The following is a 26,566-nucleotide window of genomic DNA, read 5'->3' as shown; positions in this document are numbered from 1 at the left end:
GCAACGCCCTTGAGCCACACGTCGATGCAGGACTGACCACTTCGGGCTCTCTGGGCGTTCACACCAGATCTCTGTCCCACATCTCCGCAGGCCAAAGCCCTCTCCACCCCACCGGGTCCGGTGAGCTCTCACCACCCGACCGAGCTGGACGGCTGCGACGGCCACCAACTCCCGGTCGCCGGTGGCGGTGGGCATCGCCCGATCCACGGCCAGCCACGCCAGCTCAGCGTCACCGAGCTTGACCAGAAGAGCGACGGTGACCCGATACGCTTCGACCAGCGGCCCACCCGTCGTCGGTTGACATCGGCTCGCCCCGTCCACCCGTGTTGCTGCCACCGTTGCTGTTGCCAGCAGCAGGGCCGTGGCGTCGGAGTGTGGGTCTGCTACGCCGATAGATGACATTCGAACAGACACGGGATGCGTCCGAGGCCGTTCCAGCGGATCGGAGCCGGCCGGGTCATCCTGCTGGGCCATTCGTACGGCGCCTTCCTGGCCGCCACCACGAGGCCACCACGAGGCCGCCACGAGGTCGACACCAGCCGCTCAGGCGCGGCAGCGTCAACCCTGCGTGGCGGCCTCGTGGTGGGCTGCAGGTAGCACGCCCGGTCACACGTCCGCGGTGGCGTCGATCCGGGAGTCAGATGAGACCGAGAAGCTTCGCAAGGTCGTGGGCCTTGTTGCCGCCCAGTTCGAGACGCCCGATGTCGAGCTGGAACACGTCGGTGACGACGGCGTGCAGCAGGTGGACGAACTGCTGGTAGTCAGGCTGCGTGAACACCGCCGGGTTCACCAGGTCGGCGGGCACGTGGTACGGCCGTACGATCTGCGGCGCGGCGCCCTCGAACTGGCCGATCTTGTCTTTGACCGAGACCTTCTTGGTCGTCTCGCCGTCCCCTCCGGTGGTCGGGCCTCCGGTCGTCGCGGCCTGGGTCAGGGCCGGGTGGCCCACCCCGAACTCGAAGCTGTACACGGTCGCCGAACGCCCGTTGCCGAGCTGGCCCGTGGCCTTGTCCGCGCTGAAGTCGATCTGCGTGCCGTTGGCCAGCGTCATCGTGAACGTGTCCCGGTTCGACACGACCGTCAACGCCGGGACGACGTCCTCCTGCTTCAGGCGGTTGATCACGGGCTTGACGTGGTCCAGCGCGTGCAGCATCGTACGGCCCACCGCGTTGTCGGCCGAGTCGTCCGTGAGGAGCCGCCGCAGCAGCGCCTGACCGGTCGTGGTCGTCAGTGCGGTGGTCTTCAACTGGCACTGAGCCGCCAGGCGCAGCCGTCGGCCCTCGCCGTCCTGGTGCGTCCTGCCCTTGAGCGCGAACAGGTACGTGCCCCCGGCGTCACTGCTGCGGTGCCGCCGGCGCAGCACGATCCGGTTGGCCAGCAGATCGTATGGGCCGGGCAGGTCGAAGTAGGTGTCCTCGTACACCTTCTGCTCACCGGTCATCTTGAGGATGCCCAGCCGCTTCTGCATCTCGCCGTCGTCGTGCAGCTTGTTCATGGCGACGATGACCTGGTCGAGGTCGCTCTCGCGGGCGAGCCGGTACTCCGCCTCGCACTCCAGGGTGGTCATCATCTCCTTGCCGCCCTGCAGGATCTCCTGGAAGGTGTTGAACACCGGGCGGCTGGTGTTGAGCTTTTCGCTCATGTTCCAGGACGTGTTGCGCCGGTTCTCGGTGCCGGCCAGTTCCAGCAGGGTGTACGGGACCAGCCGCAGCTTGCCGGAGCCACCCTTCTGGTCCAGCCCGCCGCTCTCGTGGCGTACCCCGTTGACCTGGACCTTCTGCTGGTCGGCCACGCCGAGCCACTGTGCACGCAGGCCCAGCTCACGGTACCGCTGGATGATCGTGTGAGCGGTCACCGGGCCACCCGAATTGATCTTGAGAATCGTGGCCAACTGCTGCAGCGTGTACTCGACCCGGATCTCCCAGTGGTTGTAGTCCCACGTCGGCTCGATCACCACCACCAACAGCTGCCGCTCGCCCGGCTTCTTCGTGTCCGCGGTCGGCGTCTCCAGGTAGATCGGGACCAGGTCGTGAGGCTGCGCCATGTACCGCGGGTTGCCCGTCACGCTGAAGTGCAGCTTCAGGCCCTCGTTCGACAGCAGCGCCGGCGACTCGATCTCCAGGTGCGCGGTGCCTTCCCACTTTCGGTACGACTTCTCGATCGCGATCGCCGGACCTTGCTGACCGAAAGCCTCCTGCTGCCCCCGCGCCCAGGTCTCGATCATGAACAGTGGCGTCTTGTACACCTGCCGGTCCATCGCCGAGACCAGGTCATCGCCGCAGACCCGGTTCTCGCTGTCGGTCGGCCGGGTCGGTTCCACCTGCGGCCGCGGCAGCGCCTTGATCGCCACCGTCTGGTCGTAGCGCAACTGCCCAGCCGTACGCTCTGGCTGCACCGCCCACACTCCTCCTGCCGGCCCCGCTGTGATCTTCACCGCGGGCACTGACCAGAGATTAGGTGAACGGCCGAACACATCCTGTCACCATTGCGACCCCCGAGCGAGAAAGGGGCGGCAGCCGGTTCGGCTGCCCGCCGAGATCACGGTGGCGGAGGAACAGGCGCTCTCCCCTACCGACAGCCGTGCGGGCGAGGCGGTGCGTCAGCCCTTACCACGTGGCGGGGCGTGCCCGCCCGCTACGGGTCCCGGCAGTCGATCTACACCCGTTTCCGCAGGTGGGCCCTGGACGGCACATTCGAGCGGATGCTCGCCGGGTCCCGGCCGGTGGCACTCTCCAGGCCGGCCAGCTGCTCCTCACCCGGTTGACCAGCGGCCGCGGCAACACCATCACGCCACGGGCGCTCGCCGCCGACGCCCAGGGTCGCATCTACGTCGGCGGCTCCGCAGCCGCCCAATCGCCGACCGGGGCAACCTGACCATGAACGGCCGCCGACTCGAGGACTACGCCGGCGGCGACGCCTGGTTCCTCGTCACCGCGCCCGACCTGCGGCGACGTCTGCTGTGGACAACATGGACCGACGGCGGCACCGGCGAGGTGCGGGCCGTCACCGTCGACGGCCCGGTGGCCGCGGTCGCCGCCCACGCCGACAAGCCCGCCTTCTACACCACCTCGCCGCTGCAGGCAGCCACCGGCGGTGGCTACCTCGCGGTGCTTACCCGCCCGGCGCTGAGCACCCGCCGCTCGCGCGGCTCGGACGACGGAGGCGCGGCGGGCCGGCGCGGGATGGCCGCCTCTGGGTGAGCGGCCCGAACGGGCACCGGCGTGGCGGGGAGGTCGTGGCCGCCGACCTCCCCGCCACGGTTCAGCGCGCACGCACTCCCGACTCGGTGGGCAGGCCGGCGCCCACCCAGTCCTCGATGCCCTCGGCGTACTTCCGGACGTCGGTGTAGCCGAGGGCGGTGAGACGGTCGGCCACCCGGCCACTGTTCGGGCAGGAGGGGTTGGAGCAGTAGGTCACCACTGTCGCGGCCCGGTCGGGCAGCAGCTCCGCGGCCCGGTCGCTGACGTCGGCCTCCACCAGCGCCACGGCGCCGGGCAGATGCTGTCGGGCGTAGTAGTCGCCCCCGAGGGCGTCGACGACGGTGACGGTTCCGGCCTCGATGCGGTCGCGCAGCTCGTCTCGGGTGATGCGGGTGGTCATGACAACCTCCAAGTAAATGGACTACAGTCCGCTTGTGTCTCGAAACGATAGCGGACCGCAGTCCGCTTCTGCCACCCCTCCCCCGGATCTCGTCGTGTTGCGCACGACACCGCCGCGCGAGCGGTCGGACGCGGCCCGCAACCGGGCCGCCGTCCTGGAGGCCGCCGCCGCACTGTTCCGCGACCACGGCGTCGAGGGTGTCTCCATGGACGCGGTGGCGTCGGCCGCCGGTGTCGGCAAGGGCACCCTGTTCCGGCGGTTCGGGGACAAGGCGGGGCTGGCCACCGCGCTGCTCGACACCCAGGAAGGCGCCCTCCAGGAGGCGATCCTGTTCGGCCCCGCTCCGCTCGGCCCCGGCCCCGGCCCCGCCGACGCGCCGCCCACCGCGCGGGACCGCCTGCTCGCCTTCGTCACCGCCTACCTCGACTACCTGCTCGGCCACCTGGACCTGGTCCGAGTCTCCGAGACCGCGTCCCCCGGCGCCCGTTACCGGATCGGCGCGTACCGGTTCTGGCACCGGCACGTGGCGCTGCTCCTCGCCGGCCGACCGGATCCGGACGCGGACGCGCACGCCCTGCTCGCCACGCTCGCCGCCGAGCACGTCCGGGCCGTCGTCGAGGACATCGGGGAGGACCGGCTCCGCGCGGCGAGCCGGCGCCTGGCCTGCGCACTGACCGGCTGACAGCGCGGTCACGGCGCGCCCGGACCGCACGACCATCCGCGCCAACGTGGCGGAATGGCCTCCTCCCCCGCGACCCGGGCACGTGGCCTGGAGACCCGGCAACGGGTGCTCGTCGCGGCGATGGCGGAGTTCGCCCAGCACGGGGTCGACGGCGCCCGGATCAACCGCATCGCGGAGCGGGCGTGGGCGAGCAAGGAACGGATCCACGCCTGGTTCGGCGACAAGGACGCGGTGTTCGCCACCGTGATGGAGACCGGCCTGAAGGAACTGTCCCGGGTCGTGCCGATCACTCCCAACCTCGTCGGCTACGCGGTCCGGCCGCACGACACGTTCGCCGCGCGGCCCGACCCGCAACGCATCGCCGCGTGGGCGTGGCTGCACGAGCGCGGACACGCCGAGCCGGCGTCGGAGAAGCGCGTGGCCGGCTACCGCCACAAGATCGAGGTGATCCGGGACGCGCAGCGCGCGTCGGCCCGATCCGCTCAGCCGGACGCATCCGCACCAGGTCACCGACCCGTAGATCGGCCGTCTCGCCCCCGCCGGCGTCCAGGCGCGTCGCGCGTTCCGGGGCGACGTCGAGCAGCGCGCGCACCGACTCGGCGGTGCGGGCGGTCGCGAATGCCTCCAACGCGCCGGAGATGGCGAAGATGAGGATCAGCAACGCCCCGTCGAACACCTGGCCGATCCCCGCTGCGCCCAGCGCGGCCGGGATCATCATCATCGCCCGACTCGCCGACCATCCACGCCTCCCAGCGGGATCCAGACCCCAGACGAACTGGTCACACTCCTACACGGGAGGAAGGTGGGCCTGCGCCGCACCTGACCCCGTCAACCCGTCTGTCTATCGACGACGATGACGACGAGACGTCTCGGGCCGTGTACGCCCTCGATCCGGTTCAGTTCGATGTCACTTGTGGCGGACGGACCGCTGACCCAGGTCAAGGGCCGGGTCCCGTCGAGCCGGGTGATCGCCTCCGGCACGGTGCCGACGACCACCGACGCCGGTACGACGCAGATGTGCACGTCCGGCACCAGGGTCAGGGCGCGTCGCCCCTGAGTGGGTCCGCCGTCGAGCACGATCGTGCCGGTCTCCGCGATCGCCACCGCGCAGCCGGTCAGCACCCCGTCGCAGCCGTCCAGCTCGTTCACGGAGAGCACGGGCGAGTCGGCGCGCACCTCGACACCGGTCTCGATCAGCCACTCGTGGGGCAGGTCGGGCGGTACGGCCAGCGTCCCGACCGCCGCGTCCCGTAACTCCGCCGCCACCACGGGCGCGAGCGCCTCCGGTGCGACGATCCGGACCGTGGCCCGGTAGTCGCCGACCCGCTCGGCGAACAACCGCACGACGTCCACGCCGTCGGCCGTGCGCGCGTACCGTCGGGGCACCTCGACCTCGGCGTCCGGCGCGGCGGCGAGCGCGCCGCGTACCCGACCCAGGATCTCGTCGCGGGCGTTCACTCGGCCGTTCCCCTCCGGTTCCGTCGCCACCAGGTCCGGAACGACTGCCCCGGGGGTACGGGGGTGTCGCGTGTCCGGGTCCAGGCGGCCAGCGGCCCCGGCAGCCGGCCGATCCGCCCGCGGCGGCCGAGGAGCGCGCCGGCGAGGGCGGCGAGGCGCTGCGCGGCGGCGAGCCGGCGCGGGCCGGCGAGCGTCCACGCCGCGGCGCGCATCACCGTCCGTTCCGGCGACAGCGGACCGCGCGTCGCGTCGACCGCCCGGGCCCGCAGGTGCACGAGGGCGGCGGGGATGTCGATGCGCACCGGGCACGCCTCGTAGCAGGCCCCGCAGAGCGTGGACGCGTACGGCAGGCTGGCCGCCACCGGGTCGTCGCGCATGCCGCGTAGCTGCGGGGTGAGGATCGCGCCGATCGGCCCGGGGTACGGCGATCCGTACGCGTGCCCGCCGGTGCGTTCGTAGACCGGGCACACGTTGAGGCAGGCGGAGCAGCGGATGCAGCGCAGCGCCTGCCGGCCGACGTCGTCGGCGAGCACGTCGGTGCGGCCGTTGTCGAGCAGCACCACGTGGACCTCCCGTGGTCCGTCGCCGGGATGCACGCCGCGCCACGTCGAGGTGTACGGGTTCATCCGCTCCCCGGTGGAGGAGCGCGGCAGCAGTTGCAGCATCACCTCCAGGTCGGCCCAGGTCGGCACCAGTTTCTCGATGCCGACGACGCTGATCAGGACCTCCGGCAGGGTCAGGCACATCCGGCCGTTGCCCTCCGACTCCACCACGACCAGGGCGCCCGACTCGGCGACGGCGAAGTTCGCGCCGGACACGGCGACCCGGGCGGTGAGGAACTTGCGCCGCAGGTGCCGGCGGGCGGCGGCGGCGAGCGCGGCCGGGTCGTCGGTCAGGTCGTCCGGGGCGTCCGGCATCTCCCGCCGGAAGATGTCCCGGATCTGGGACCGGTTGCGGTGGATCGCTGGGACCAGGATGTGGGAGGGCAGGTCGTCGCCGAGCTGCACGATCAGTTCGGCCAGGTCGGTCTCGTACGCGGTGATCCCGGCCGCGGCGAGCGCGGCGTTCAGGTCGATCTCCTGGGTGACCATGGACTTGACCTTGATCACCTCGTCGGCGTCGGCGGCGCGGACCAGGTCGACGACGATCCGGTTGGCCTCCGCCGCGTCGCGCGCCCAGTGCACGACGGCCCCCGCGGCGGTGGCCTGCTCCTCGAACCGCAGCAGGTAGCGGTCCAGGTGCCGCAGCGTCCGGTCCTTGATCGCGGCGCCGGCGGCGCGCAGGTGCTCCCAGTCCGCGCGCTCGGCCACCACGGCCTCCCGCTTGGCCCGGATGGTGGTGGTCGCCGTGCGCAGGTTGGCCTGCAACTGCTCATCGGCCAACGCCGTGCGGGCGGCCTCCGGGAAGGCCGGCATGCCCAGCCAGGTGGCGCCGCTCACGAACGGTCCCCCGCCGCGAGGATCTCGGCGTAGTGCATGACCCGCACCCCCGACCGGGCCCGCGACAGCAGACCGCCGACGTGCAGCAGGCAGGAGTTGTCGGCGGCGGTGAGGACCTCGGCGCCGGTGGCGAGCACCTGCCGCACCTTGTCCCGGCCCATCGCCACCGACACGTCGGCGTTCTTCAGCGCGAACGTGCCGCCGAATCCGCAGCACTCGTGGGCGCCACCGAGGTCGACCAGGTCGAGCCCGCGTACGGCGCGCAGCAGCGCCTGCGGACGGTCACCGAGGCCGAGCATCCGCAGCCCGTGGCAGGTCGGGTGGTAGGTGACCCGGTGCGGGAACCGCGCCCCCACGTCGGTCTCACCCAGCACGTCCACGAGCAGCTCACTGAACTCGTACACCCGGGGCGCGGTGTGCGCGACCGCCTCGGTCAAACCGCGGTCGCCGGCGACCTCGGCGACCCGCCGGTGATGGTCGCGCACCATCGCCACGCAGGACGCCGACGGCGACACCACCACCTCCGCGTCGGCGAAGTCGTCGACGAACTTGCGCACCAGCGGCACGCACTCGCGCTGGTAGCCGGTGTTGAAGTGCATCTGTCCGCAGCAGGTCTGCCCGGCCGGGAACGTCACCTCGTGGCCCAGCCGTTCGAGAACGCGCAGCACGGCCCGGCCGGTGCCCGGGGCCATGGTGTCGTTGACGCAGGTGACGAAGAGGGCGATCCGCACGGTCAGCCCCTTTCCCGGAACGGCGGGTTCACGGTAGCCGGTAGACGCGTCGCGCGGTGTCGCCCAGCACGGCCGCCCGCTCGGCCGTGCTGGCGTCCCGCAACAGCTCGTCGGCGAGCGCGAGCACACCGCGGTAGCTACCGGCCAGCTCGCACACCGGCCAGTCCGAGCCGAACAGCACCCGGTCGGCGCCGAACTCGGCCAGCACGTGGTTCGCGTACGGGCGGAGCCGGGCCGCGTGCCAGTCGTCCCGGTCCGCCTCGGTGGTGAGGCCGGAGAGCTTGCAGACGACGTTCGGGCAGCCGGCCATCGCCGTGATCCAGGACGCCCACGGCTCCCACTCCCCCGCCGCGACCGCCGGCTTTCCCGCGTGGTCCACCACGAAGCGGACGTCCGGCAGGCACCGGACGGCGGCCAGCGCGGCGGCCCGCTGTGGGGCCCGGACGAGCAGGTCGTAGGCGAGCCTCCGGCGGCCCAGCGCGGCGAGGCCCCGGAGCACGTCGGCCCGCCGCAACCAGTCCGGGTCCGGCTCGTCCTCCACCTGGTGGCGGACCCCGACCAGCGGACGCGAGCGCAGGCGGTCGACCTCGTCGCCGACGTCGGGGCGGGTCAGGTCCAGCCAGCCCACCACGCCCGCGACCAATCCGTCGCCGGCCCCCGCGACCGCCAGGAACTCCTCGGTCTCGGCCGGGGACGACACGGTCTGCACGAGCACGGTGGCGCCGATCCGGTCGCCCGCCGCGGCACGCAGATCCGCCAGGGTGTACGCACGGCGGATCGGGGCGAGCGCGGCGCCGGCCAGCCACGGGTACGTCCGGACGGCCGGGTCCCAGAGGTGGTGGTGCGCGTCCACGATCACGACTCGATCAGCCCTTCGGCGACGAGGTCCGTCCACAGCGCGTCGGGCACCGGCGCGGCGGCGAGCGCCACGTTCCGCTCGACCTGGGCCTCGGTCTTCGCGCCGAGCACCAGGGTCGCGACGGCGGGATGCCGCGCGACGAAGGCCATCGCCGCCTGGGGCAGCGTGACGCCGTGTGTCCGGCACACCTCGGTGATCCGCAGCGCCCGGGCGTACAGGTCGTCCGGGATCGGCCCGTAGTCGTAGTTGCGGCCGGGCGTCTCGGTGGCCAGCACGCCGCTGTTGAACACGCCGGCCGCGAGCACCCCCACCCCCCGCTCCCGGCACCGGGGCAGCAGGGTCCGCGCCGCCGACTGGTCGAGCAGGGTGTAGCGGCCGGCGAGCATGACGGTGTCGACGTCGGTCTCGGTGACGAACCGCTCCAGCATCTGCCACTGGTTCATGCCGACGCCGATCGCGCCGACCACGCCCTGGGCGCGCAGCTCGTGCAGCGCCGGGTACGCCTCCTCGACCGCCTGCCGCCAGTGGTCGTCCGGGTCGTGGATCAGCACCACGTCCACCCGGTCGAGCCGCAGCCGGGCCAGGCTGGACTCCAACGACCGGCGTACCCCGTCGGCGCTGAAGTCCCACCGGCGCACGTGGTCGGCCGGCACGTCGAACCCGCCCGCCTCGTCGCGGAGGTGGGCGGTGTCCGGCGACGGCACCAGGACCCGGCCGACCTTCGTGGAGACGGTGAACTCGTCGCGGGGCCGGCCGGCCAGCACCGCGCCGAGGCGGCGCTCGGACAGGCCGAGGCCGTAGTGGGGGGCGGTGTCGAAGTAGCGGATGCCGGCCCGCCAGGCGGCGTCGACCGCGTCGCGGGCCACGTCGTCGGCGACGGTCCGGTACAGGTTGCCGATCCCGGCCGCGCCGAACCCGACCGTGGTGACCCCTACCGTCGAGCGACCGAGCTGGTTGGTCTCCATGACAGCCCCCGTCAGTCCTGTGCCTTGCCGCTGGTCAACCGGGCCAGGACGAGCGCGACCAGGATGACCAGGCCGTTGACCGCCTGGATCTGGTCGGGCTTCACCTGGGCCAGGGTGAGCACGTTCTGGATCAGGCCGAGCAGGACGACGCCGCAGAGCGCACCGACCAGGGAGCCTTTGCCGCCGTCGAGGCTGATGCCGCCGATCACCGCGGCGGCGAAGACCGTGAAGATCATTCCATTGCCCTGGTTGGCGGCGACCGAGCCGAGCCGGGCGGAAAGCATCAGGCCGGCCAGCGCGGCCAGCGCGCCGGCGACGATGAACGCGGTCCAGACGACCCGCTCCACCCGGATGCCGGCGGCGCGCGCGGCGTCCGCGTTCCCGCCGACCGCGTAGAGCGAGCGCCCGAACCGGGTGTAGCCGAGCACCACCACGCCGACCGCGAACGCGACGACGACGATCCAGATCGACAGCGGGACGGTGAGGATCCGCAGGCTGCCGAGGTTGTCGATGGTCGGCACCCGGTTGGCCAGGTTGGAGATGGTGGCGCCACCGACGATCGCCAGTTGTAGGCCGCGCAGGGCGATCAGCATCGCCAGCGTGACGATGAACGCCGACAGCTTGAAGCGGACGACCAGCAGTCCGTTGAACACCCCGATCAGCGCGCCGAACAGCAGTGTCACCGGCAGCACCGTCCAGGTCGGCCACGGGGCGCCCAGGGCGGTCGTCTGGCCGACGACCAGGAAGACGGCCACCGCCGGGGCGATGCCGACGATCGATTCCAGGGACAGGTCGAACTTGCCGACGATCAACACCAGCGCCTCGGCCAGCACGAGCAGCGCCAACTCCGTCTGGTACTTGAGCACGGTGTCGACGAGGTAGGACTTGGTGAGGAAGATGTCCGGCTTGAGGGTGTAGCCGTAGATCAGCAGCGCGATGATCGGGGGGATCAGCGCGAGGTCGCGCAGCCGCGCCAGGCGCAGGCGGGTCACCGCGCGGGGGCTGCGCTTCGGGGGCTGCGGCGGCGCCTCCGGGGCGCCCACCGCGAGAGTCTCAGACATCCTTCTCACCGATTCCTTCGATCTCGGCCACGAGCACGGCCTCGTCCCAGCCACGGGTGTGTTCGGCGACGATCCGGCCGGCGACCATCACCAGGACCCGGTCGCACACCCGCAGATCATCGATCTCGTCGGAGACCAGCAGGGCGCCACGACCCCGCCGGGTCTCCTCGTCCACCACGCCGAGCAGGGACTCCTTCGACCGCACGTCCACCCCGACGGTCGGCTGCACCAGCACCAACACCTGCGGGTCCCGGGCCAGCGCCCGGGCCATCACGACCTTCTGCGCGTTGCCGCCGGACAGCTCACCGACGGGCTGCCGCGGACCGGCGGTGTGCACGTCCAGGTCGGCGATCGCCCGCCGGCCCCGGGCGTCGCGGCGCCCCGGCAGGACGACGCCGAACGGGCCGAGCCGGTCCGCGACGGTCATGGTGGCGTTCTCCGCCACCGACAGCCCGGGGACGAAACCGTCGCTGTTGCGGTCCGCCGGCAGGTAGCCGATCCCCCCGCGCAGGGCCGCCGGGACGCTCGCGGCCCGCACCGGCCGGCCACCGACCAGGATCCGCCCGGTACGGGGGCGCAGCCCCACCACTGCCTCGGCCAGCTCCCGCTTGCCGCTGGCGACGGAGCCCGCCACGCCCACGATCTCGCCCCGCCGCACGGTCAGGTCCACCGGCTCGGCGACGGCGGGCACCCCGACCGCCTCCAGCGTGAGGACCGGTGCGGTGTCGGGCGGCACCGACGGCCGGTCGTGGCCGACCTGCACCAGGCCGCGCGCCTCGCCGATCATCGCCTCGACGAGCCGGGCGTGGTCCATCTCGGCGACCGGCGCGGTCACAATGTGCCGGGCGTCGCGGAACACGGTCACCCGCTGGCAGATCTGGTAGATCTCCGGCAGGTGGTGAGAGATGAACAGAAACGTCACGCCCTGCTTCTTCAGGTCGGCGAGGCGGTCGAACAACCGGGCGATCGCCCGTGCCTCCAACTGCGCGGTCGGCTCGTCCAGGATCACGAACCGTGCGCCGTGCGACAACGCGCCGGCGATCTCCACCAGTTGGCGCTGCTCGACGGTCAACTCCTTCGCGGGCACGTCCGGATCGACCGGCACGGACCACGAGTCCAGCAGTTCCGTGGCCGCCCGGCGCAGCCGTGGCGGGGAGAGCAGCCCCCACCGGCCGCGCGGCTGCCGGTCGAGGAAGAGATTCTCCGCGACCGACAGGTCACCGACCACCGACGGCTTCTGGTAGACGCAGGCCACGTGCCGGCGCCAGGCGACGCGGTCGCCCAGCGGTGGCGCGGGACGCCCACCGAACCGGACCTCGCCGGCGTCCGCTCTGAGCAGTCCGGTCAGGACGCCCACCAGGGTGGACTTCCCGGCCCCGTTGCGCCCGACGAGCGCGTGCGTCTCGCCGGGCAGCACGGTCAGGTTCCCGTCGGCGAGCGCCACCGTGGGGCCGAACCGTTTGGCGATGCCGACCGCCTCGACGAGCGGCGTGGATCCGTCCTCCGCCATCAGTGTCCCTCCGATCCGGGCGGTGGGCCGTGGAACGCCGGCCGGCCCGGTGACCGGCGGCGTTTCCACGTACCGCGCTACTTCTTGTTGCCCCAGAGGGCGGGGTCGTCGACGTTCTCCTTCGTGACCAGCGGCGCCGGGAGCTGGTCCTCGTAACCGTTGGGCAGCTTGACGACGGTGCTGCCGTGGTCGGTCGGGCCCTCCTTCGGCGTGACCCCGGCCATCGCCTGCTTGGCCCAGTACAGGCCGTACTGCGCGTACGCGTCGGCCGGCTGGGACACCGTCGCGTCGATCTCGCCCTTGCGGATCGCGTCGAGTTCCTGCGGGATGCCGTCGTTGGAGACGATGAAGATGTGCTTCGGGTCGGTCGGCGGCACGAGCCGGTTACGCTGCTTGAGCACCTGGAGGGTCGGGTCGAGGAAGACGCCGCCGGCCTGCATGTAGACGCCCTTGATGTCCGGGTCGGTGGACAGCCGGGTCTCCAGCGCGGCCTGCGCCTTGCTGCCCTCCCACTCGGTCGGCTCCTCGAACACCGTGATGCCGGGGAACTTCTGCGTCATGCACTCCTTGAACGCCTCGGAGCGGTCCCGGCCGTTGATCGAGGAAAGGGCGCCCTGGAACTCGACGACCTTGCCCTTGCCGCCGAGCTTCTCGCCGAGGAACTCGCACGCCCTCGTGCCGTACGCCCGGTTGTCGGCGCGGACGACCATGTAGACGTTGCCGCTGTCCGGCCGGGTGTCGACGCTGACCACAGGAATCTTCTTCTGCGCCAGCTCGTCGAGCTTCGGCCCGATGGCGCCGGTGTCCTGCGGGGCCATCAGGATCGCCTTGGCTCCCTGGGTGACCAGGCTGTCGACGTTGCTGATCAGCTTCTGGACGTCGTTCTGGGAGTTGGTCGGCCCGGCGACCTGGACGCCGACCTCGGCGGCCTTCGGGGTGACGTAGCCCGCGTAGGCGTTCCAGAAGTCCGAGTCGGCGCGCGGGAGGTCGACACCGACCGCACCGGTGCCCCCGCCGCCGGTGGCGGGGGCGTCTGCGGAGTCCTTGCTGCACGCCGCGGTGGAGGCGAGCAGCGCCGCGGCCATGGCGACGCCGAGCATCCCCCGCGCGGTCGTTCCTATCGTCATGGGTTTCCTCGATTCACTGGCAGGGAAGGATTTTCGCGGCCCGGGACCGCCGGGGCGGCCGGGCGGAGGCGGAGGCCGTGCGCGCCGCCGTCGACGGCGAGTACGGTCCCGGTGGTGGCGGCGGCCAGCGGGCTGGCCAGGTAGGCGACTGCGGCGGCCACCTCGTCGGCGGTGACCAGCCGCCCGGTGGGCTGGCGGGCCCGCAGGGCGGCGAGTTCCGCGGCCGGGTCGGCGGTCGCGTCGAGCAGCCGGCGTACCCAGGGGGTGTCGGCGGTGCCGGGGTTCACGCAGTTGACCCGGATCTCCTCCGCCACGTGGTCGGCGGCCATGGCCAGGGTCAGCGCCTGCACGGCGCCCTTCGTCGCGCTGTACAGCGCCCGGTCGGGCAGACCGGTGCTGGCCGCGATCGAGCCGATGTTGACCACGGCGGCGTGGGCGGACGCCCGCAGGTGCGGCAGGGCCGCCCGGGTGACCCGAATGATGCCGACCACGTTGACGTCGAAGACCCGGTGCCACTCGTCGTCCGGATTGGCCCCGATGGTGCCCGTCGCGCCGACGCCAGCGTTGTTGACCAGGATGTCGATGCCGTCGAGGTGCCGGGCCGCGGCGGCGACCGACTCGATCACGGAGGCGTCCTCGGTAACATCGCACCGGAGGCCGTGCAGCGGCGCCGGTACGGCGGTGGGGTCCAGGTCGAGGCAGGCCACAGCGGCGCCCCGTTCGGCGAGCAGCCGGGCGGTGGCCAGGCCGATACCGGAGCCGCCTCCGGTCACCACCGCCCTCAGGCCGGCGAACTCCGCGTTCATGACGGTCCCCTCCCGGTCCACACGGGACCGTCCGGATAGGCGTAGTCGGTGAGCGTCCGGGCGTGCAGCATCGCGCTGAACCCGGCCGACCGGGGAGCGACGTAGTTGCCGTTGCGCATGGTCACCGGGTGGATGAAGTGCTCGTGCAGGTGGTCGACGAACTCGATGACCCGGTTCTCCATCGCGCCGGAGACCGCCACGAAGTCGAACATGGACAGGTGCTGAACCAACTCGCACAGGCCGACGCCGCCGGCGTGCGGGCACACCGGCACTCCGAACTTCGCTGCGAGCAGCAGAATCGCCACGTTCTCGTTGACCCCGGCCACCCGGGCCGCGTCCAGTTGCAGGTAGGAGATCGCGCCGGTCTGCAACAACTGCTTGAAGACCACCCGGTTCTGCACGTGTTCGCCGGTGGCGACCCGCACGGGGGAAATCGCCCGGGCGATGGTGGCGTGCCCGAGCACGTCGTCCGGGCTGGTCGGCTCCTCCACCCACCACGGGTCGAACCGGGCCAGCTCACGTACCCAGGCGATCGCCTCGCCGACGTCCCACCGCTGGTTGGCGTCGACCGCGATGCGGACGCCCGGGCCGACCGCTTCGCGGGCGATCGCCATCCGGCGTACGTCGTCGCCGAGGTCGGCGCCCACCTTGAGCTTGATCTGGGTGAAGCCCTCGGCGACGGCCTCCTTGCAGAGCCGGGCCAGCTTCGCGTCGTCGTATCCGAGCCAGCCGGGTGTGGTGGTGTAGCCGGGATAGCCGTGCTCCAGCAGGGCGGCCTCCCGCCGGGCCTTCCCGGGCGCCGCGCGGCGGAGGATCTCCAGCGCCTCGCCGGGGGTGAGCGCGTCGGTGAGGTACCGGAAGTCGACCAGGTCGACGACCTGCTCCGGGGTGAGGTCGGCGAGCAGCTTCCACACCGGCTTGCCCGCACGCTTGGCCCGCAGGTCCCACAGCGCGTTGACCACGGCGGAGATGGCCATGTGCATGACGCCCTTCTCCGGGCCGAGCCAGCGCAGCTGCGAGTCGTGCACCATCTCCCGCCAGATCCCGCCGAGGTCGTCCAGCGTGGCGTCCAGCGGGCGCCCGACCACGTACGGCTCCAGCGCGGCGATCGCGGTGGTCTGGATGTCGTTGCCCCGGCCGATGGTGAAGGCGAAGCCGTGGCCCTCGTGCCCGTCCGCGTGGTCGGTCCGCACGATCACGTACGCGGCCGAGTAGTCGGGGTCCGGGTTCATCGCGTCCGAGCCGTCGAGCTCGCGGGAGGTGGGGAACCGGACGTCGTAGGTTCGCAGGCTGGTGATGCGGGCGGTCATCCGGCCGCCGCCACGGTCTGGCGCTGGGTGCCGAGGCCGTCGATCTCGACCTCGACGACGTCGCCGGCACGCAGGTAGGGCTTGGGCTCGGGCAGGCCCAGCGCCACGCCGGCCGGGGTGCCCGTGTTGATGACGTCGCCCGGTTCGAGCACCATGAACCGGCTGACGTAGCGGATGACCTCGGCCACCCCGAAGATCATGTTCTTGGTGTGGCCGTTTTGGCGGCGGTGCCCGTTGACGCTCAGCCGCAGGCCGAGATCCTGCGGATCGGGAATCTCGTCGGCGGTGACCAGCCACGGCCCGAGCGGGTTGAACGTCTCGCACGACTTGCCCTTGTCCCACTGGCCACCCCGTTCGAGCTGGAACTCCCGCTCGGAGAGGTCGTTCGAGACGGCGTAGCCGGCGACGCAGGCCAGCGCCTCGGCCTCGCTGTCCAGGTAGCGGGCGGTGCGGCCGATGACGACCGCGAGTTCGACCTCCCAGTCGGTCTTCACGCTCGCCCGGGGGATCAGCACCCGGTCGTTCGGTCCGACCACCGTGTTCGGCGCCTTCAGGAACAGGATCGGCTCGGCCGGCAGCTCCGCCTCGATCTCCGCCGCGTGGTCGGAGTAGTTCAGCCCGACGCACACGATCTTGCCGGGACGCGCGATCGGTGCGCCGATCCGCAGCACGGGGTCCGCGATCACGGGTAGCGCACCGCCCAGGACCGCGGCGTGCGCCGCCTCGATGCCCCCTTCGGCGAGGAAGGCCCCGTCGATCTCGGCCACCACACCGGAGAGGTCCACGAGTCGACCCCGTGCGTCCAATGCCGCCGGACGTTCCTGGCCGACCGCCCCCACTCGAAGCAGCTTCACTCCACACCCTCCGGCAAACATCGGATCTGTTGCCTGGTTTGTATAGTGGAGTTACCGGTGTGTTGCAAGAGTCAGCCGAGCATTACCCGGGTAAAGATCCGATGACCTCACGTCCGCAGGGTGCCAAAATAGACCCACCCTCACCCGTCGACCATGACGTTGACCGCGTCGGCCGTCCGATTTGTCGCCGCCAACTTCATGATCAACCGCGCGCGGGAGGGTGGGCGGGGGCAGGGGGTTACGGGTGGTCGGGTTCGCCGAGGGCGTTGCGGAGCCACAGCTCGACGCCGGCGATGTGCACCGTCGCCCAGGCCCGCGCCACCTCCGGCTGACGCGCCTCGATCGCCTCGCAGATCGCCTCGTGCTGCTCCCGGGTGCGGCGCACGGCGCCCTCCTGGGTAAGGCCGCGCCAGATCCGGGCCCGGGTCGTCGGGCCGGACAGGCTGTCGATCAACGAACACAGCACCTTGTTGCCCGAGCCGGCCGCGATGTGGTTGTGGAACCGCAGGTCGTTGGCGACCAGCGCCTCCACGCTCGGCGACTCCCCCAGCTCGGCCAGGATCGCCCGCAGCCCAGCGATCTCCGCGTCCGACATCCGCGTCGCGGCCAGCTCGGTCGCGGCGGGTTCGAGGGCGCGGCGCACCTCGAGGAACTGGAGCACCGTGTCGTCCTGGTGGAAGTCCACGACGAAGCCGATCGCGTCCAACAGCAGGGCGGGCTCCAGACTGGTGACGTAGGTGCCGTCCCCCTGCCGCACGTCCAGGACCCGGATCAGCGACAACGCCTTGACCGCCTCCCGCAACGAGTTGCGGGACAGCCCCAGCCGCTCGGCCAGGTCGGTCTCCCGGGGCAGGCGGGATCCTGGCGCCAGCTCCCCCTCGACGATCATCGCCTTGATCTTGTCGATCGCCTCGTCGGTGACCGGCACCCCTGCCTCCTCGCTGAACATCCGATGTCTCTCAGCGTACCCGCCGGAGGTCGCCGAGCCGGATCCGGTCGTCCGCCACAGAGGTCCGAACGGCCTGGTGCCGGTCGGGGCCTCCGACGAAAGGGGGCGCGCGCCAAGGCACCCAAACGTTGGATGTATTGACCGCGAACTCTTGCTCGCGAACGGGGCCACCGGTAACGTCCGCGAAACACATCCGATGTATGGACGACCAAGGGGTTGCCATGCCTTTCTGGACCAGAAAAGCTCCACCCCGCGGCACCGCGCTGCTCGCCGTCACCGCCGTCACCGCGTTCGGGCTGCCCGGTCCGCTCGCCGGTCCGGCGGTCGCGGCGGCCGGTCAGCCGTCCGCGCCATCGCCATCGCCGCCGTCGAACGGCATGACCCTCTGGTACGACAAGCCCGCCACCGACTGGGAGTCGCAGTCGCTGCCCATCGGCAACGGCCCGCTCGGGGCCTCCGTGTTCGGCGGGGTCGGCGCCGAGCAGCTCCAGTTCAACGAGAAGTCGCTGTGGACCGGCGGTCCCGGCTCGCCCGGCTACAACTTCGGCGACTGGACCACGCCGCGTCCGGGCGCGATGGACGAGGTCCAGCAGCGGATCAACGCCGACAAGCGGGTCGACCCGTCCTGGGTGGCCGGCAGGCTGGGGCAGCCGAAGAGCGGGTTCGGCGCCTACCAGACCTTCGGCGACGTGCGCCTGTCCTTCCCGGACGCGCCGGCCGACTACACCGACTATCGCCGGCAGCTCGACATCTCCGACGCCACGGCTGGCGTCGCCTACACCGCCGCCGGGGTCCGCCACACCCGCGAGTACTTCGCCTCCGCCCCCGACAACGTCCTGGTCGCCCGAATCACCGCCAGCAAGCCGGGCAGCGTCGGGTTCACCGCGTCCGTCGCCACGGCGTCCAACCGGTCCCGGAACCTTTCGGCCGCCGACGGGCGAATCACGCTCAGCGGACGCCTCAACGACAACGGACTGCGCTTCGAGTCGCAGTTGCAGGTGATCAACTCCGGCGGCACCCGGGTCGACAACGGCGACGGCACCGTCACCGTCACCGACGCGGACGCGGTCACCCTGATCCTCGCCGCCGGCACCGACTATGCCGACGACTACCCGACGTACCGGGGGGTCGACCCGCACCCGGCGGTGACCGCGCGGGTCGACGCGGCGGCGGCCAAGCCGTACCGGGCGTTACGCGCCACCCACGTCCGCGACTACCAGCGGCTGTTCCAGCGGCTCAGCCTCGACATCGGCCAGAAGATGCCGGCGGTCCCGACCGACCAGCTCCTGCTGAGCTACCGCCGGGGGCGGGCGGACGCGGCGGCCCGCAAGGCCCTGGAGGTGCTCTTCTTCCAGTACGGCCGCTACCTGCTGGTGGCGTCCTCGCGGGCCGGCTCGCTGCCGGCGAACCTCCAGGGCGTCTGGAACAACTCGACCAGCCCGCCCTGGTCATCGGACTACCACACCAACATCAACTTCCAGATGAACTACTGGCCCGCCGAGACGACGAACCTCGCCGAGACGGCCCTGCCGTTCTTCGACTACGTCGACGCGATGGTGGAGCCCGGTCGGGTCAGCGCGAAGAAGATCTACGACAACCGCGGCTGGGTGGTGCACAACGAGACGAACCCGTTCGGCTTCACCGGCGTGCACAACTACCCCTCCTCGTTCTGGATGCCGGAGGCCGGGGCGTGGCTGGCGCAGCACTACTACGAGCACTACCGGTTCACCCGGGACGAGATGTTCCTGCGCGAGCGGGCGTACCCGCTGATGAAGGAGCTGGCGCAGTTCTGGCTCGACGAGTTGGTCGTCGACCCGCGTGACGGCAAGCTGGTGGTGAGCCCCAGCTTCTCGCCGGAGCACGGCGACTTCTCGGCCGGCGCGTCGATGTCCCAGCAGATCGTGTGGGACCTGCTGACCAACGTGTCGGAGGCCGCCGCGACGGTGCGCGAGCCGGACGCCGCGTTCCGCGACCGGATCGCCGAGACGCTGACGAAGCTCGACCCGGGCACCCGGGTCGGCAAGTGGGGGCAACTGCAGGAGTGGAAGGAGGACTGGGACGACAAGGGCGACACACACCGGCACGTCTCGCACCTGTTCGGGCTCTTCCCGGGTCGGCAGATCTCTCCGCTGACCACGCCCGACCTCGCGAAGGCGGCGAAGGTGTCGCTGAGCGCGCGGGGTGACGGCGGCACCGGCTGGAGCAAGGCCTGGAAGATCAATTTCTGGGCCCGGCTGCTGGACGGCAACCACTCCCACAAGATGCTCTCCGAGCTGCTCAAGTCGAGCACGCTCGACAACCTGTGGGACAACCACCCGCCGTTCCAGATCGACGGCAACTTCGGCGCCACCTCCGGAGTGGCGGAGATGCTGCTCCAGAGCCACACCGGCGTCGTCGACGTGCTGCCCGCGCTTCCGGACGACTGGGCCGACGGGTCGGTCCGCGGTCTGCGGGCCCGCGGCGACGTCACGGTGGACACCGAGTGGCGCGGCCGCACCGCGACCCGCATCGGACTGACCGTCGGCCACAGCGGCCCGCTGCGGGTACGCAGCACCATGTTCGACGGCCGCTTCCAGGTCACCGACCTCACCACCCGCCGCAAGGTCGACGTCACGCGGGACGGGTCGGAGATCCGGTTCACCGCGGTCGCCGGCCACCGGTACGCGGCCGAATCGATCGCACGGGTGACGATGCGGACGCCGGCCACCGTCGAGCCGGGCAAGCCGTTCCCGCTCACGGTGACCGTGTCGGCCACCGCCCGGACCGTGCCGGCGGGCGAGCTGACGTTGCGGCTGCCGGACGGCTGGACCTCCCGGCCGGGCACCGTCCGGGTGCTGCCGGTCCTCGCCGGCCGGTCCCGCACCTACACCTTCCAGGTGACCCCGACCCTCGGACCGGAGAAGCGGCAACCGGTACGGGCCGTGCTGAGCGGCGACGGTTGGCGGGTGGAGTCGTTCGGTCGGGTGACCGTCGAGATCGCCGCCGCGTGCGCGGTGCCCCCGCCCGAGGTGCCCCTCCTCGCCTGGGATCCCCGAACCGGCTCCACCGTCGAGGACTCCTCCCCGAACGGCCGGGACGCCACGGTCGTCGGCACCGCCGGCTACGACAAGAGCGCACCGACGTGGGACGGGCTCACCCTGGACGGCGACACCTACCTGCGTACCGCCCCCACGTCGCTGGGCTTCCTGCGGGAGGCCACCTTCGCCGCCGAGGTGAAAATCACCACCTCGGGCGGTTACCGCCGGCTGTTCGACTTCCAGCCGGCCGGTGACGCCGGCGCGGACGGGGTACTGATCGATCTCACCCCGACCAACGAGGTGCGGTTCATCGGTGCCGGCCGGAGCGTGACCACCGGCGCGACGCTGCCGACCGGCCGCTACGTCAGCCTGGCCGTGGTGATGGACCGCAACGGCACCGTCACCGTGTACGTCGACGGCAACGCCGCCGGCACCGCGCAGGTGCCACCGAACGGGATCAACGGCTGCGTCACCCGGGAGCTGCGCTTCGGCGCCGACCAGGAGGGCGGCCAGCGACTGGTCGGCGCCGTGGACCGGGTGGCGATCCTGCCCGAGGCCCTCATCGCCGACGACGTCGCCGCCTGGCAGAACCTGACCTTCGGTGCCGGCGCCTGCCGGACGCCGGAGCCGGAGTCGCCGGTCGCCGCCTGGGATCCCACGTCCGGCGCCACCGTCCGGGACCGGTCCCCCTACCAGCGGAACGTGACGGTCGAGGGCACCGCCGGCTACGACAGCGGGGCACCCACCGGTAGCGGTCTGGTGCTCGACGGCACCACGTTCCTGCGGACGGAACCGTTGTCGCTGGGCCGCCTCACCGAAGCCACCTTCGCCGCCGAGGTGAAGGTGACCACCAGCAGCGGGCAGCGACGGCTGTTCGACTTCCAGCCGTCCGGCAACCCCGGCACCGACGGGGTGCTGATCGACCTCGACTCCAGCAACCGGGTGCGCTTCATCGGCGCCGACACCAACGTGACCACGAACGCGACGGTGCCGATGAACCGCTACGTCAGCCTGGTCGTGGTGCTGGCCGACGACGGCACGCTGACCGTCTACGTCGACGGCGCCGTCGCCGGCACCGCCCAGGTCTCGGCGGACGGCATCAACGGCTGCGCGGTACGGCAGCTCCGGTTCGCCGCCGACCAGGGCGGCGGCCAGCGGCTGACCGGGGCGGTGGACCGCGTCGCGGTCTTCGCCCGGGCCCTGACGCCGGGCGAGGTCGCGGACTGGCAGTCCCGGGCGTTCGGCTGACGCCGACGCCGTGCACGCGGGGTGGGTGCCGAGGGCACCCACCCCGTGCCGGCGCTGGCGGGCGCGGTGGCCTCTACGCTCGACGGCGCGGTACGACCGCGACGCCACCGGCCGCCGGCGGTGGACGAGAGAGGGTTACCGAAGCGTGAAGAGGCTGGTCGAAGCGGCCCAGGCCGGTGACCGGACGGCACTCGCCGAGCTGACGACGAGGGCGCTGCCGTCGGTCTACCACCTGGTCCGCAGCGCCCTGGGGGACCACGCCGAGGTGGACGACGTCGCGCAGGAATGCATGATCCGCATGATCCGTGGACTGCCGGAGCTGCGTGATCCGGACCGATTCCGCTCCTGGCTGGCCACCATCGCCTACCGACAGGTCAGCGACCACCTGCGGCGGCAGCCGCCGGTCGAGCCGCTCGCCGAGCCGGACGCGCTTCCGCACACCGGTGGTGACGTGGCCGACCGTACCGTGGTCGCGGTCGCGCTCAGTGGGCAGCGCCGGGAGCTGGTCGAGGCGACCCGCTGGCTGACGCCCGACGACCAGCACCTGCTCGCGCTCTGGTGGCAGGAGGCGCTCGGCGACCTGAGCCGCGCGGATCTGGCCGAGGCGCTCGGGATCGGCGAGCCGCACCTGGCGGTGCGGCTGCAACGCATGCGCGACCAGTTGGCGACCAGCCGGACGATCGAGGCCGCGCTGCGCCGGCGCGCGACCTGCCCGGAGCTGGGGACGCTGGCGCGGACCTGGCCCGGCGAGCGCTCGCCGGTGTGGCGCAAGAGGTTCGGCCGGCACGTCCGGGGCTGCGTCCGGTGCGGCAGCCACCGCGCCGGGCTGGTCCCGCCGGAGCGGCTGCTCCACGGCCTGGTCGTGGCACCGGTGCCGGCAGCCCTCGTCGCGGCGGTCCGGGCCGCGGCCGAGGCCGGACCGGTGACGCCCGCGACGCCGGCGCACGGGCTGACGTACAAGCTCACCTCCCACAAGCTGGCCGCCGCCGCAGCCGCGGTGACGGCGCTGGCGCTGGGGGCGATCTGGTACGCGGTGTACGTGACGCCCGACCCCGGCCCGGTCCCCGCCGTGGCCGCTCCGGTCGCCCCGCCCTCCGCCGCACCGGCGTCCCGGACACCGGGCGGGCCGTCCCCGACCCCGACGGGCAGCTCGGCCGCGCCCCGACCCGCGTCGGTGACCGGCGTGACCGTCGCGGACATCTTCGTCGCGCCGGACGGCGACGACGACGCCGACGGCAGCCTGCAGCGGCCGTTCGCGACGCTGAACCGGGCGGTCGAGGTGGTCCGGGCCGGGCAGACCATCGCCCTGCGCGGCGGCGTGCACCGGCTCACCCGGCCGGTGGAGATCGACACCGACGGCACCCGTGCCCGGCGGATCGTGCTGAGCGGCTACCGCGGTGAGCGCGCGGTGCTGGACGCGGCCGGGGTCGCGCCGGACAAGTACGCGGTGACCCAGCGCACCGCCTTCTGGACCGTCCAGGACCTGGAGGTGCGCGGGTCCCGCAGCCACGCGTGGACGTGCAGCTCCTGCCGGTTCACCACGTTCCGGCGGTTGTCCGTGCACGACAACCACCGCTCGGGCCTGACGCTGCGGGATCCGGGTACGACCGGCAACCAGGTGCTCGACAGCGACTTCTACCGCAACTACGACCCGGCTGCCCGCGGTGGCGCCGGCATCGGGTTGGGCGTCAAGTTCGGCGACGGCGGCGGCAACGTGGTCCGGGGCAACCGCGCCTTCCACAACGCCGACGACGGCTTCGACTTCGGCGCCTTCCGGAGCCCGGTCACCATCGAGGACAACTGGTCCTACGGCAACGGCCAGAACCGGTGGAACGTCTCCGGCTGGGACAGCAACGGTTTCGGTTTCTCCCTCGGGGGCGGTGAGACCACGCCGTCGGCCGCGCACCGGGTGCGGAACAACGCCGCCTGGGACAACCGCGGCGACGGGTTCGGCGCCGAGGGCAACACCGGCGAGATGTCACTGGCCGACAACACCGCCTACCGCAACGGTGGCGACGGGTTCGACCTCGGCGGCGGACGGGGCACGGCGCGGGCCAATCTCTCGGTGGGCAACGGGGGGCGACCCGTCGTGCTCGGCCCGGGCGTCTCCGCCGACGGCAATTCCTGGGATCGCGGCGAGTGGCGCGATTCGTCCTTGCGCTCGGTCGATCCGGCGGTGGCGGAAGGACGCCGGGCCGCCGACGGCACCCTGCCCCGAACCGCGTACCTGGGCACCGCGGAAGGTGTCGGCGCCGATCTGGCCGGCTGACTCCGGAGGCTACCGCTCTCGGAAGTGGGCCGACGTGTGGTGCGGCGCGATTACGACTACCTCGGGTAGTCGCGCTGTGCCTCGGAAAGCCTGCGACGCATTCGAGACGAGCCGGATAACACAAACCGACGAACTTTTTCGAATAGCGGCGTTCAGGCAGCTCAAGACACCTCCCAAGCAGGCGCTGTCCAATGTCGGAGCCGGCTACATGCACGAATCAGTGGGTTAACCGAACTGACATATGGTGCCGGTTGTCGACATGTGCTTAGCTGTTCGGGCACGCGCCGGAGCCGGCAGCGTCGCCCATCCCGCAAGGATGGGATCAGGGCAGGACAGCACCCTGACCGTCATTCGCAAGGGCAGCGTATGACATCGCTCAGAGTCAATGTCTTTGCGCCACGCACGTCGTTGTTCGCACTCGCGGGAACAACATTCGGACCGGGTCTTGCAGGGCGGCACCCATGCCGTCCGGCAAACGGCGTCATCTCGTTTCACGTCCATTGAAGAGGAAGAGAATGTCCAGAAGAAGATTCTCCGGGCGGCGTCTCGTCATCGCCTCGTCGGCCCTCACCGCGGCGCTGGCGGTTCCCGCGGCGATCGTCGCCCTGGTGGGGCCGGCCGGCGCGGCCGTGACGCCGACCAACGGCGGCACCTACACCCTGGCCAACGGTTCCAGCGGAAAGTGCGTCGACGTGACCGGCGCCGGCACCGACAACGGCGTCCGCCTGATCCAGGTGCAGTGCGGGAGCACCACCCCGTCGCAGCAGTTCCGGGCGGTGTCGCAGAACGGCGCCTACGGCCTCACCAACGTCAACAGCGGCAAGTGCGTCGACGTGCCCAACTTCTCCAGCACCACCGGCGAACAACTCTGGCAGTGGACCTGCGGCGCCAGCACCAACCAGACCTGGACCCTCAGCCCCTCCAGCGTCGCCGACAAGTTCCTCATCCGCAGCACCTTCAACAACCTCTGCGTATCCAACAAGGACGGCTCCACCGCCGGCAACAACCCCATCGTCCAGGAACCCTGCTCCGACGTCGCCCGCATGCAGTGGCGATTCAACCCCGTCGGCAGCACCCCCACCAACCCGCCCACCACCCCGCCGCCGTCGGGTGGGCCGTACGCGAACGCGCCGGACGGGTTCGCCGGGGCGGCCGGCACCACCGGTGGGGCCGGCGGCACCACGGTCACCGTGACCAACCAGGCCGACCTGGAGCGCTACGCCTCCGCCAGCACGCCCTACATCATCCGCGTCGGCACCGCGATCACCATCAGCCCGTACGGCAAGGAGATCCCGGTCAAGTCCAACAAGACCATCGTCGGCGTCGGGAAGAACGGTCAGATCGTCAACGGCGGTTTCAACCTCGGCACCGGCACCAGCAACGTCATCATCCGCAACCTCACCATCCGCGACACCCGGATGACCTCCGACGACCCGGACGACAAGGACTTCGACTACGACGGCATCCAGATGGACACCGCCAACCGGATCTGGATCGACCACAACCAGATCGTGCGGATGAACGACGGTCTCATCGACAGCCGCAAGGACACCACCAACCTGACCGTGTCCTGGAACGTCATCGCCGAGGGCAACAAGGCGTTCGGCATCGGCTGGACCACCAACGTCACCGCCCGCATCACCATCCACCACAACTGGATCCACGACACCAACGTGCGCAACCCCAGCACCGACAACGTGCAGTACGCGCACCTCTACAACAACTACATGCAGAACGTCCGCGGCTACGGCAACTACTCCCGCGGCAAGACCAAGATGGTCATCGAGAACACCTACTACGACAAGGTCAAGGACCCGTACTACCGCGACGACACCGCCGAGATCCGGCAGAGCGGCAGCATCTGCGTGAGCTGCACCGGCCAACGCGAGACCGGCGGCTCCGCGTTCACCCCGTCGAGCTTCTACAGCTACCAGCTCGACGCCGCCGACCAGGTGCCGAACCTCGTCCGCACCTACGCCGGACCCCAGGCCGCCATCGGCCAGTGAGCACGACGGCGTGGGGCCGGGCAGCGGCCCCCGACCGGGCCGGCCCCACGCCGTACCCCTCGCCCCCACCGCGAAGACATCGAGGAACGAGACATGCAGAGATCCCTTCCGGGACGCCGGCTCGGCGTCCTGTCCACGGCCGCCGCCGCGGCGCTCGCCGTCCCGGTCGCCATCGTGGCGCTCGTCGGCCCCGCCGACGCCGCCACCCCGGTCGGCGGCGGCACCTACACCCTGGCCAACGGCTCCAGCGGCAAGTGCCTGGTGGTGACCGGCGCCGGCGCCGACAACGGGGTGCGGCTCGCCCAGGTCGCCTGCGACGCCGCAGCGCCCGCGCAGCAGTTCCGGGCGGTGTCGCAGAACGGCGCCTACGGCCTGAGCAACGTCAACAGCGGCAAGTGCGTCGACGTGCCCAACTTCTCCAGCACCACCGGCGAACAACTCTGGCAGTGGACCTGCGGCGCCAGCACCAACCAGACCTGGACCCTCAGCCCCTCCAGCGTCGCCGACAAGTTCCTCATCCGCAGCACCTTCAACAACCTCTGCGTATCCAACAAGGACGGCTCCACCGCCGGCAACAACCCCATCGTCCAGGAACCCTGCTCCGACGTCGCCCGCATGCAGTGGCGATTCAACCCCGTCGGCAGCACCCCCACCAACCCGCCCACCACCCCGCCG

General features: G+C 71.5%; 23 protein-coding genes. 9 read left to right on the top strand and 14 right to left on the bottom strand.

What is annotated here, in order from left to right; translation table 11 throughout:
* Nucleotides 1–637: 637 nt before the first annotated feature.
* Nucleotides 638–2,395 (bottom strand): hypothetical protein, encoded by a 1,758-nt coding sequence (locus tag C8054_RS16265; protein WP_146179922.1) that lies wholly within the window; start codon nucleotides 2,393–2,395, stop codon nucleotides 638–640.
* Between the two features lie 228 nt (nucleotides 2,396–2,623).
* Here C8054_RS16265 and C8054_RS33350 point away from each other — a divergent pair, with 228 nt between their 5' ends.
* Genes C8054_RS33350 through C8054_RS16250 form a run of 3 tightly spaced genes read left to right on the top strand, consistent with a single transcriptional unit; the run spans nucleotide 2,624 to nucleotide 3,200 of the window.
* A complete protein-coding gene (locus C8054_RS33350) occupies nucleotides 2,624–2,764 on the top strand; it encodes a transposase (protein WP_368854612.1) in 141 nt (46 codons plus the stop codon).
* Entirely contained in the window at nucleotides 2,761–2,874 is a 114-nt protein-coding gene (locus tag C8054_RS33345) for an SBBP repeat-containing protein (protein ID WP_368854611.1), read from the top strand. The genes C8054_RS33350 and C8054_RS33345 overlap by 4 nt, the downstream gene beginning before the upstream one ends.
* A gap of 2 nt (nucleotides 2,875–2,876) precedes the next feature.
* Nucleotides 2,877–3,200 carry a hypothetical protein gene (locus C8054_RS16250; protein ID WP_107157636.1) on the top strand — a complete coding sequence of 108 codons (324 nt, stop codon included), beginning with the start codon at nucleotides 2,877–2,879 and terminating at the stop codon, nucleotides 3,198–3,200.
* A 61-nt stretch (nucleotides 3,201–3,261) separates the two neighbouring features.
* Here C8054_RS16250 and C8054_RS16245 read toward each other — a convergent pair whose 3' ends face one another.
* On the bottom strand, nucleotides 3,262–3,600 hold the full coding sequence (locus tag C8054_RS16245; RefSeq protein ID WP_107157635.1) for a rhodanese-like domain-containing protein: 339 nt from the start codon (nucleotides 3,598–3,600) through the stop codon (nucleotides 3,262–3,264).
* Nucleotides 3,601–3,694: 94 nt separating this feature from the next.
* Between C8054_RS16245 and C8054_RS16240 the strand changes: the two genes are divergently transcribed.
* Both C8054_RS16240 and C8054_RS33255 read left to right on the top strand, forming a co-directional pair.
* Nucleotides 3,695–4,282, top strand: coding sequence for a TetR/AcrR family transcriptional regulator (locus C8054_RS16240; protein ID WP_233219668.1), 588 nt, complete (start codon nucleotides 3,695–3,697; stop codon nucleotides 4,280–4,282).
* A gap of 54 nt (nucleotides 4,283–4,336) precedes the next feature.
* Nucleotides 4,337–4,933, top strand: coding sequence for a TetR family transcriptional regulator (locus C8054_RS33255; protein WP_107157633.1), 597 nt, complete (start codon nucleotides 4,337–4,339; stop codon nucleotides 4,931–4,933).
* Nucleotides 4,934–5,110: 177 nt separating this feature from the next.
* Here C8054_RS33255 and C8054_RS16230 read toward each other — a convergent pair whose 3' ends face one another.
* The 12 genes from C8054_RS16230 to C8054_RS16175 all read right to left on the bottom strand — a co-directional run bounded on the left by C8054_RS16230 (nucleotide 5,111) and on the right by C8054_RS16175 (nucleotide 17,351).
* Nucleotides 5,111–5,740: a lactate utilization protein C gene (locus C8054_RS16230; protein WP_199199792.1), complete on the bottom strand. Its 630-nt coding sequence runs from the start codon at nucleotides 5,738–5,740 to the stop codon at nucleotides 5,111–5,113.
* Nucleotides 5,737–7,155, bottom strand: coding sequence for a lactate utilization protein B (locus tag C8054_RS16225; protein WP_107157695.1), 1,419 nt, complete (start codon nucleotides 7,153–7,155; stop codon nucleotides 5,737–5,739). Before C8054_RS16225 ends, C8054_RS16230 begins: the two co-directional genes overlap by 4 nt.
* Nucleotides 7,156–7,175: 20 nt before the next feature.
* The gene (locus tag C8054_RS16220; RefSeq protein WP_107157632.1) at nucleotides 7,176–7,910 is read right to left on the bottom strand and encodes a (Fe-S)-binding protein; all 735 of its coding nucleotides are present in this window, start codon (nucleotides 7,908–7,910) and stop codon (nucleotides 7,176–7,178) included.
* A gap of 28 nt (nucleotides 7,911–7,938) precedes the next feature.
* Nucleotides 7,939–8,769, bottom strand: coding sequence for an amidohydrolase (locus C8054_RS16215; protein ID WP_233219667.1), 831 nt, complete (start codon nucleotides 8,767–8,769; stop codon nucleotides 7,939–7,941).
* The gene (locus tag C8054_RS16210; RefSeq protein ID WP_107157631.1) at nucleotides 8,766–9,734 is read right to left on the bottom strand and encodes an aldo/keto reductase; all 969 of its coding nucleotides are present in this window, start codon (nucleotides 9,732–9,734) and stop codon (nucleotides 8,766–8,768) included. The genes C8054_RS16215 and C8054_RS16210 overlap by 4 nt, the downstream gene beginning before the upstream one ends.
* A gap of 11 nt (nucleotides 9,735–9,745) precedes the next feature.
* On the bottom strand, nucleotides 9,746–10,795 hold the full coding sequence (locus C8054_RS16205) for an ABC transporter permease (RefSeq protein ID WP_107157630.1): 1,050 nt from the start codon (nucleotides 10,793–10,795) through the stop codon (nucleotides 9,746–9,748).
* A complete protein-coding gene (locus tag C8054_RS16200; RefSeq protein ID WP_107157629.1) occupies nucleotides 10,788–12,305 on the bottom strand; it encodes a sugar ABC transporter ATP-binding protein in 1,518 nt (505 codons plus the stop codon). Before C8054_RS16200 ends, C8054_RS16205 begins: the two co-directional genes overlap by 8 nt.
* A 77-nt stretch (nucleotides 12,306–12,382) precedes the next feature.
* A complete protein-coding gene (locus tag C8054_RS16195) occupies nucleotides 12,383–13,432 on the bottom strand; it encodes a sugar ABC transporter substrate-binding protein (protein WP_107157628.1) in 1,050 nt (349 codons plus the stop codon).
* Nucleotides 13,429–14,238 (bottom strand): SDR family NAD(P)-dependent oxidoreductase, encoded by an 810-nt coding sequence (locus tag C8054_RS16190; protein WP_107157693.1) that lies wholly within the window; start codon nucleotides 14,236–14,238, stop codon nucleotides 13,429–13,431. The genes C8054_RS16195 and C8054_RS16190 overlap by 4 nt, the downstream gene beginning before the upstream one ends.
* Nucleotides 14,235–15,548: an L-fuconate dehydratase gene (locus C8054_RS16185; protein ID WP_107157627.1), complete on the bottom strand. Its 1,314-nt coding sequence runs from the start codon at nucleotides 15,546–15,548 to the stop codon at nucleotides 14,235–14,237. The genes C8054_RS16190 and C8054_RS16185 overlap by 4 nt, the downstream gene beginning before the upstream one ends.
* Nucleotides 15,545–16,402, bottom strand: coding sequence for a fumarylacetoacetate hydrolase family protein (locus tag C8054_RS16180; RefSeq protein WP_107157626.1), 858 nt, complete (start codon nucleotides 16,400–16,402; stop codon nucleotides 15,545–15,547). Before C8054_RS16180 ends, C8054_RS16185 begins: the two co-directional genes overlap by 4 nt.
* Before the next feature lie 238 nt (nucleotides 16,403–16,640).
* A complete protein-coding gene (locus tag C8054_RS16175; protein ID WP_233219666.1) occupies nucleotides 16,641–17,351 on the bottom strand; it encodes a FadR/GntR family transcriptional regulator in 711 nt (236 codons plus the stop codon).
* 221 nt (nucleotides 17,352–17,572) lie between these two features.
* On the opposite strand from C8054_RS16175, the gene C8054_RS16170 reads away from it, so the two are divergent.
* The 4 genes from C8054_RS16170 to C8054_RS16155 all read left to right on the top strand — a co-directional run.
* Nucleotides 17,573–21,616 carry a glycoside hydrolase N-terminal domain-containing protein gene (locus C8054_RS16170; protein ID WP_199199790.1) on the top strand — a complete coding sequence of 1,348 codons (4,044 nt, stop codon included), beginning with the start codon at nucleotides 17,573–17,575 and terminating at the stop codon, nucleotides 21,614–21,616.
* Nucleotides 21,617–21,761: 145 nt separating this feature from the next.
* The gene (locus tag C8054_RS16165; protein ID WP_107157625.1) at nucleotides 21,762–23,885 is read left to right on the top strand and encodes a sigma-70 family RNA polymerase sigma factor; all 2,124 of its coding nucleotides are present in this window, start codon (nucleotides 21,762–21,764) and stop codon (nucleotides 23,883–23,885) included.
* A gap of 515 nt (nucleotides 23,886–24,400) precedes the next feature.
* Nucleotides 24,401–25,891: an RICIN domain-containing protein gene (locus C8054_RS16160; RefSeq protein ID WP_107157624.1), complete on the top strand. Its 1,491-nt coding sequence runs from the start codon at nucleotides 24,401–24,403 to the stop codon at nucleotides 25,889–25,891.
* Between the two features lie 93 nt (nucleotides 25,892–25,984).
* The coding region (locus C8054_RS16155) for an RICIN domain-containing protein (protein WP_199199789.1) at nucleotides 25,985–26,566 on the top strand (582 nt) is incomplete at its 3' end.

It is taken from the genome of Micromonospora sp. RP3T (assembly GCF_003027925.1).
In the GTDB taxonomy this organism is placed as follows: domain Bacteria; phylum Actinomycetota; class Actinomycetes; order Mycobacteriales; family Micromonosporaceae; genus Micromonospora.
Note: the sequence above shows the minus strand (reverse complement) of the source record. Positions and strands in the feature narration are given on the sequence as shown.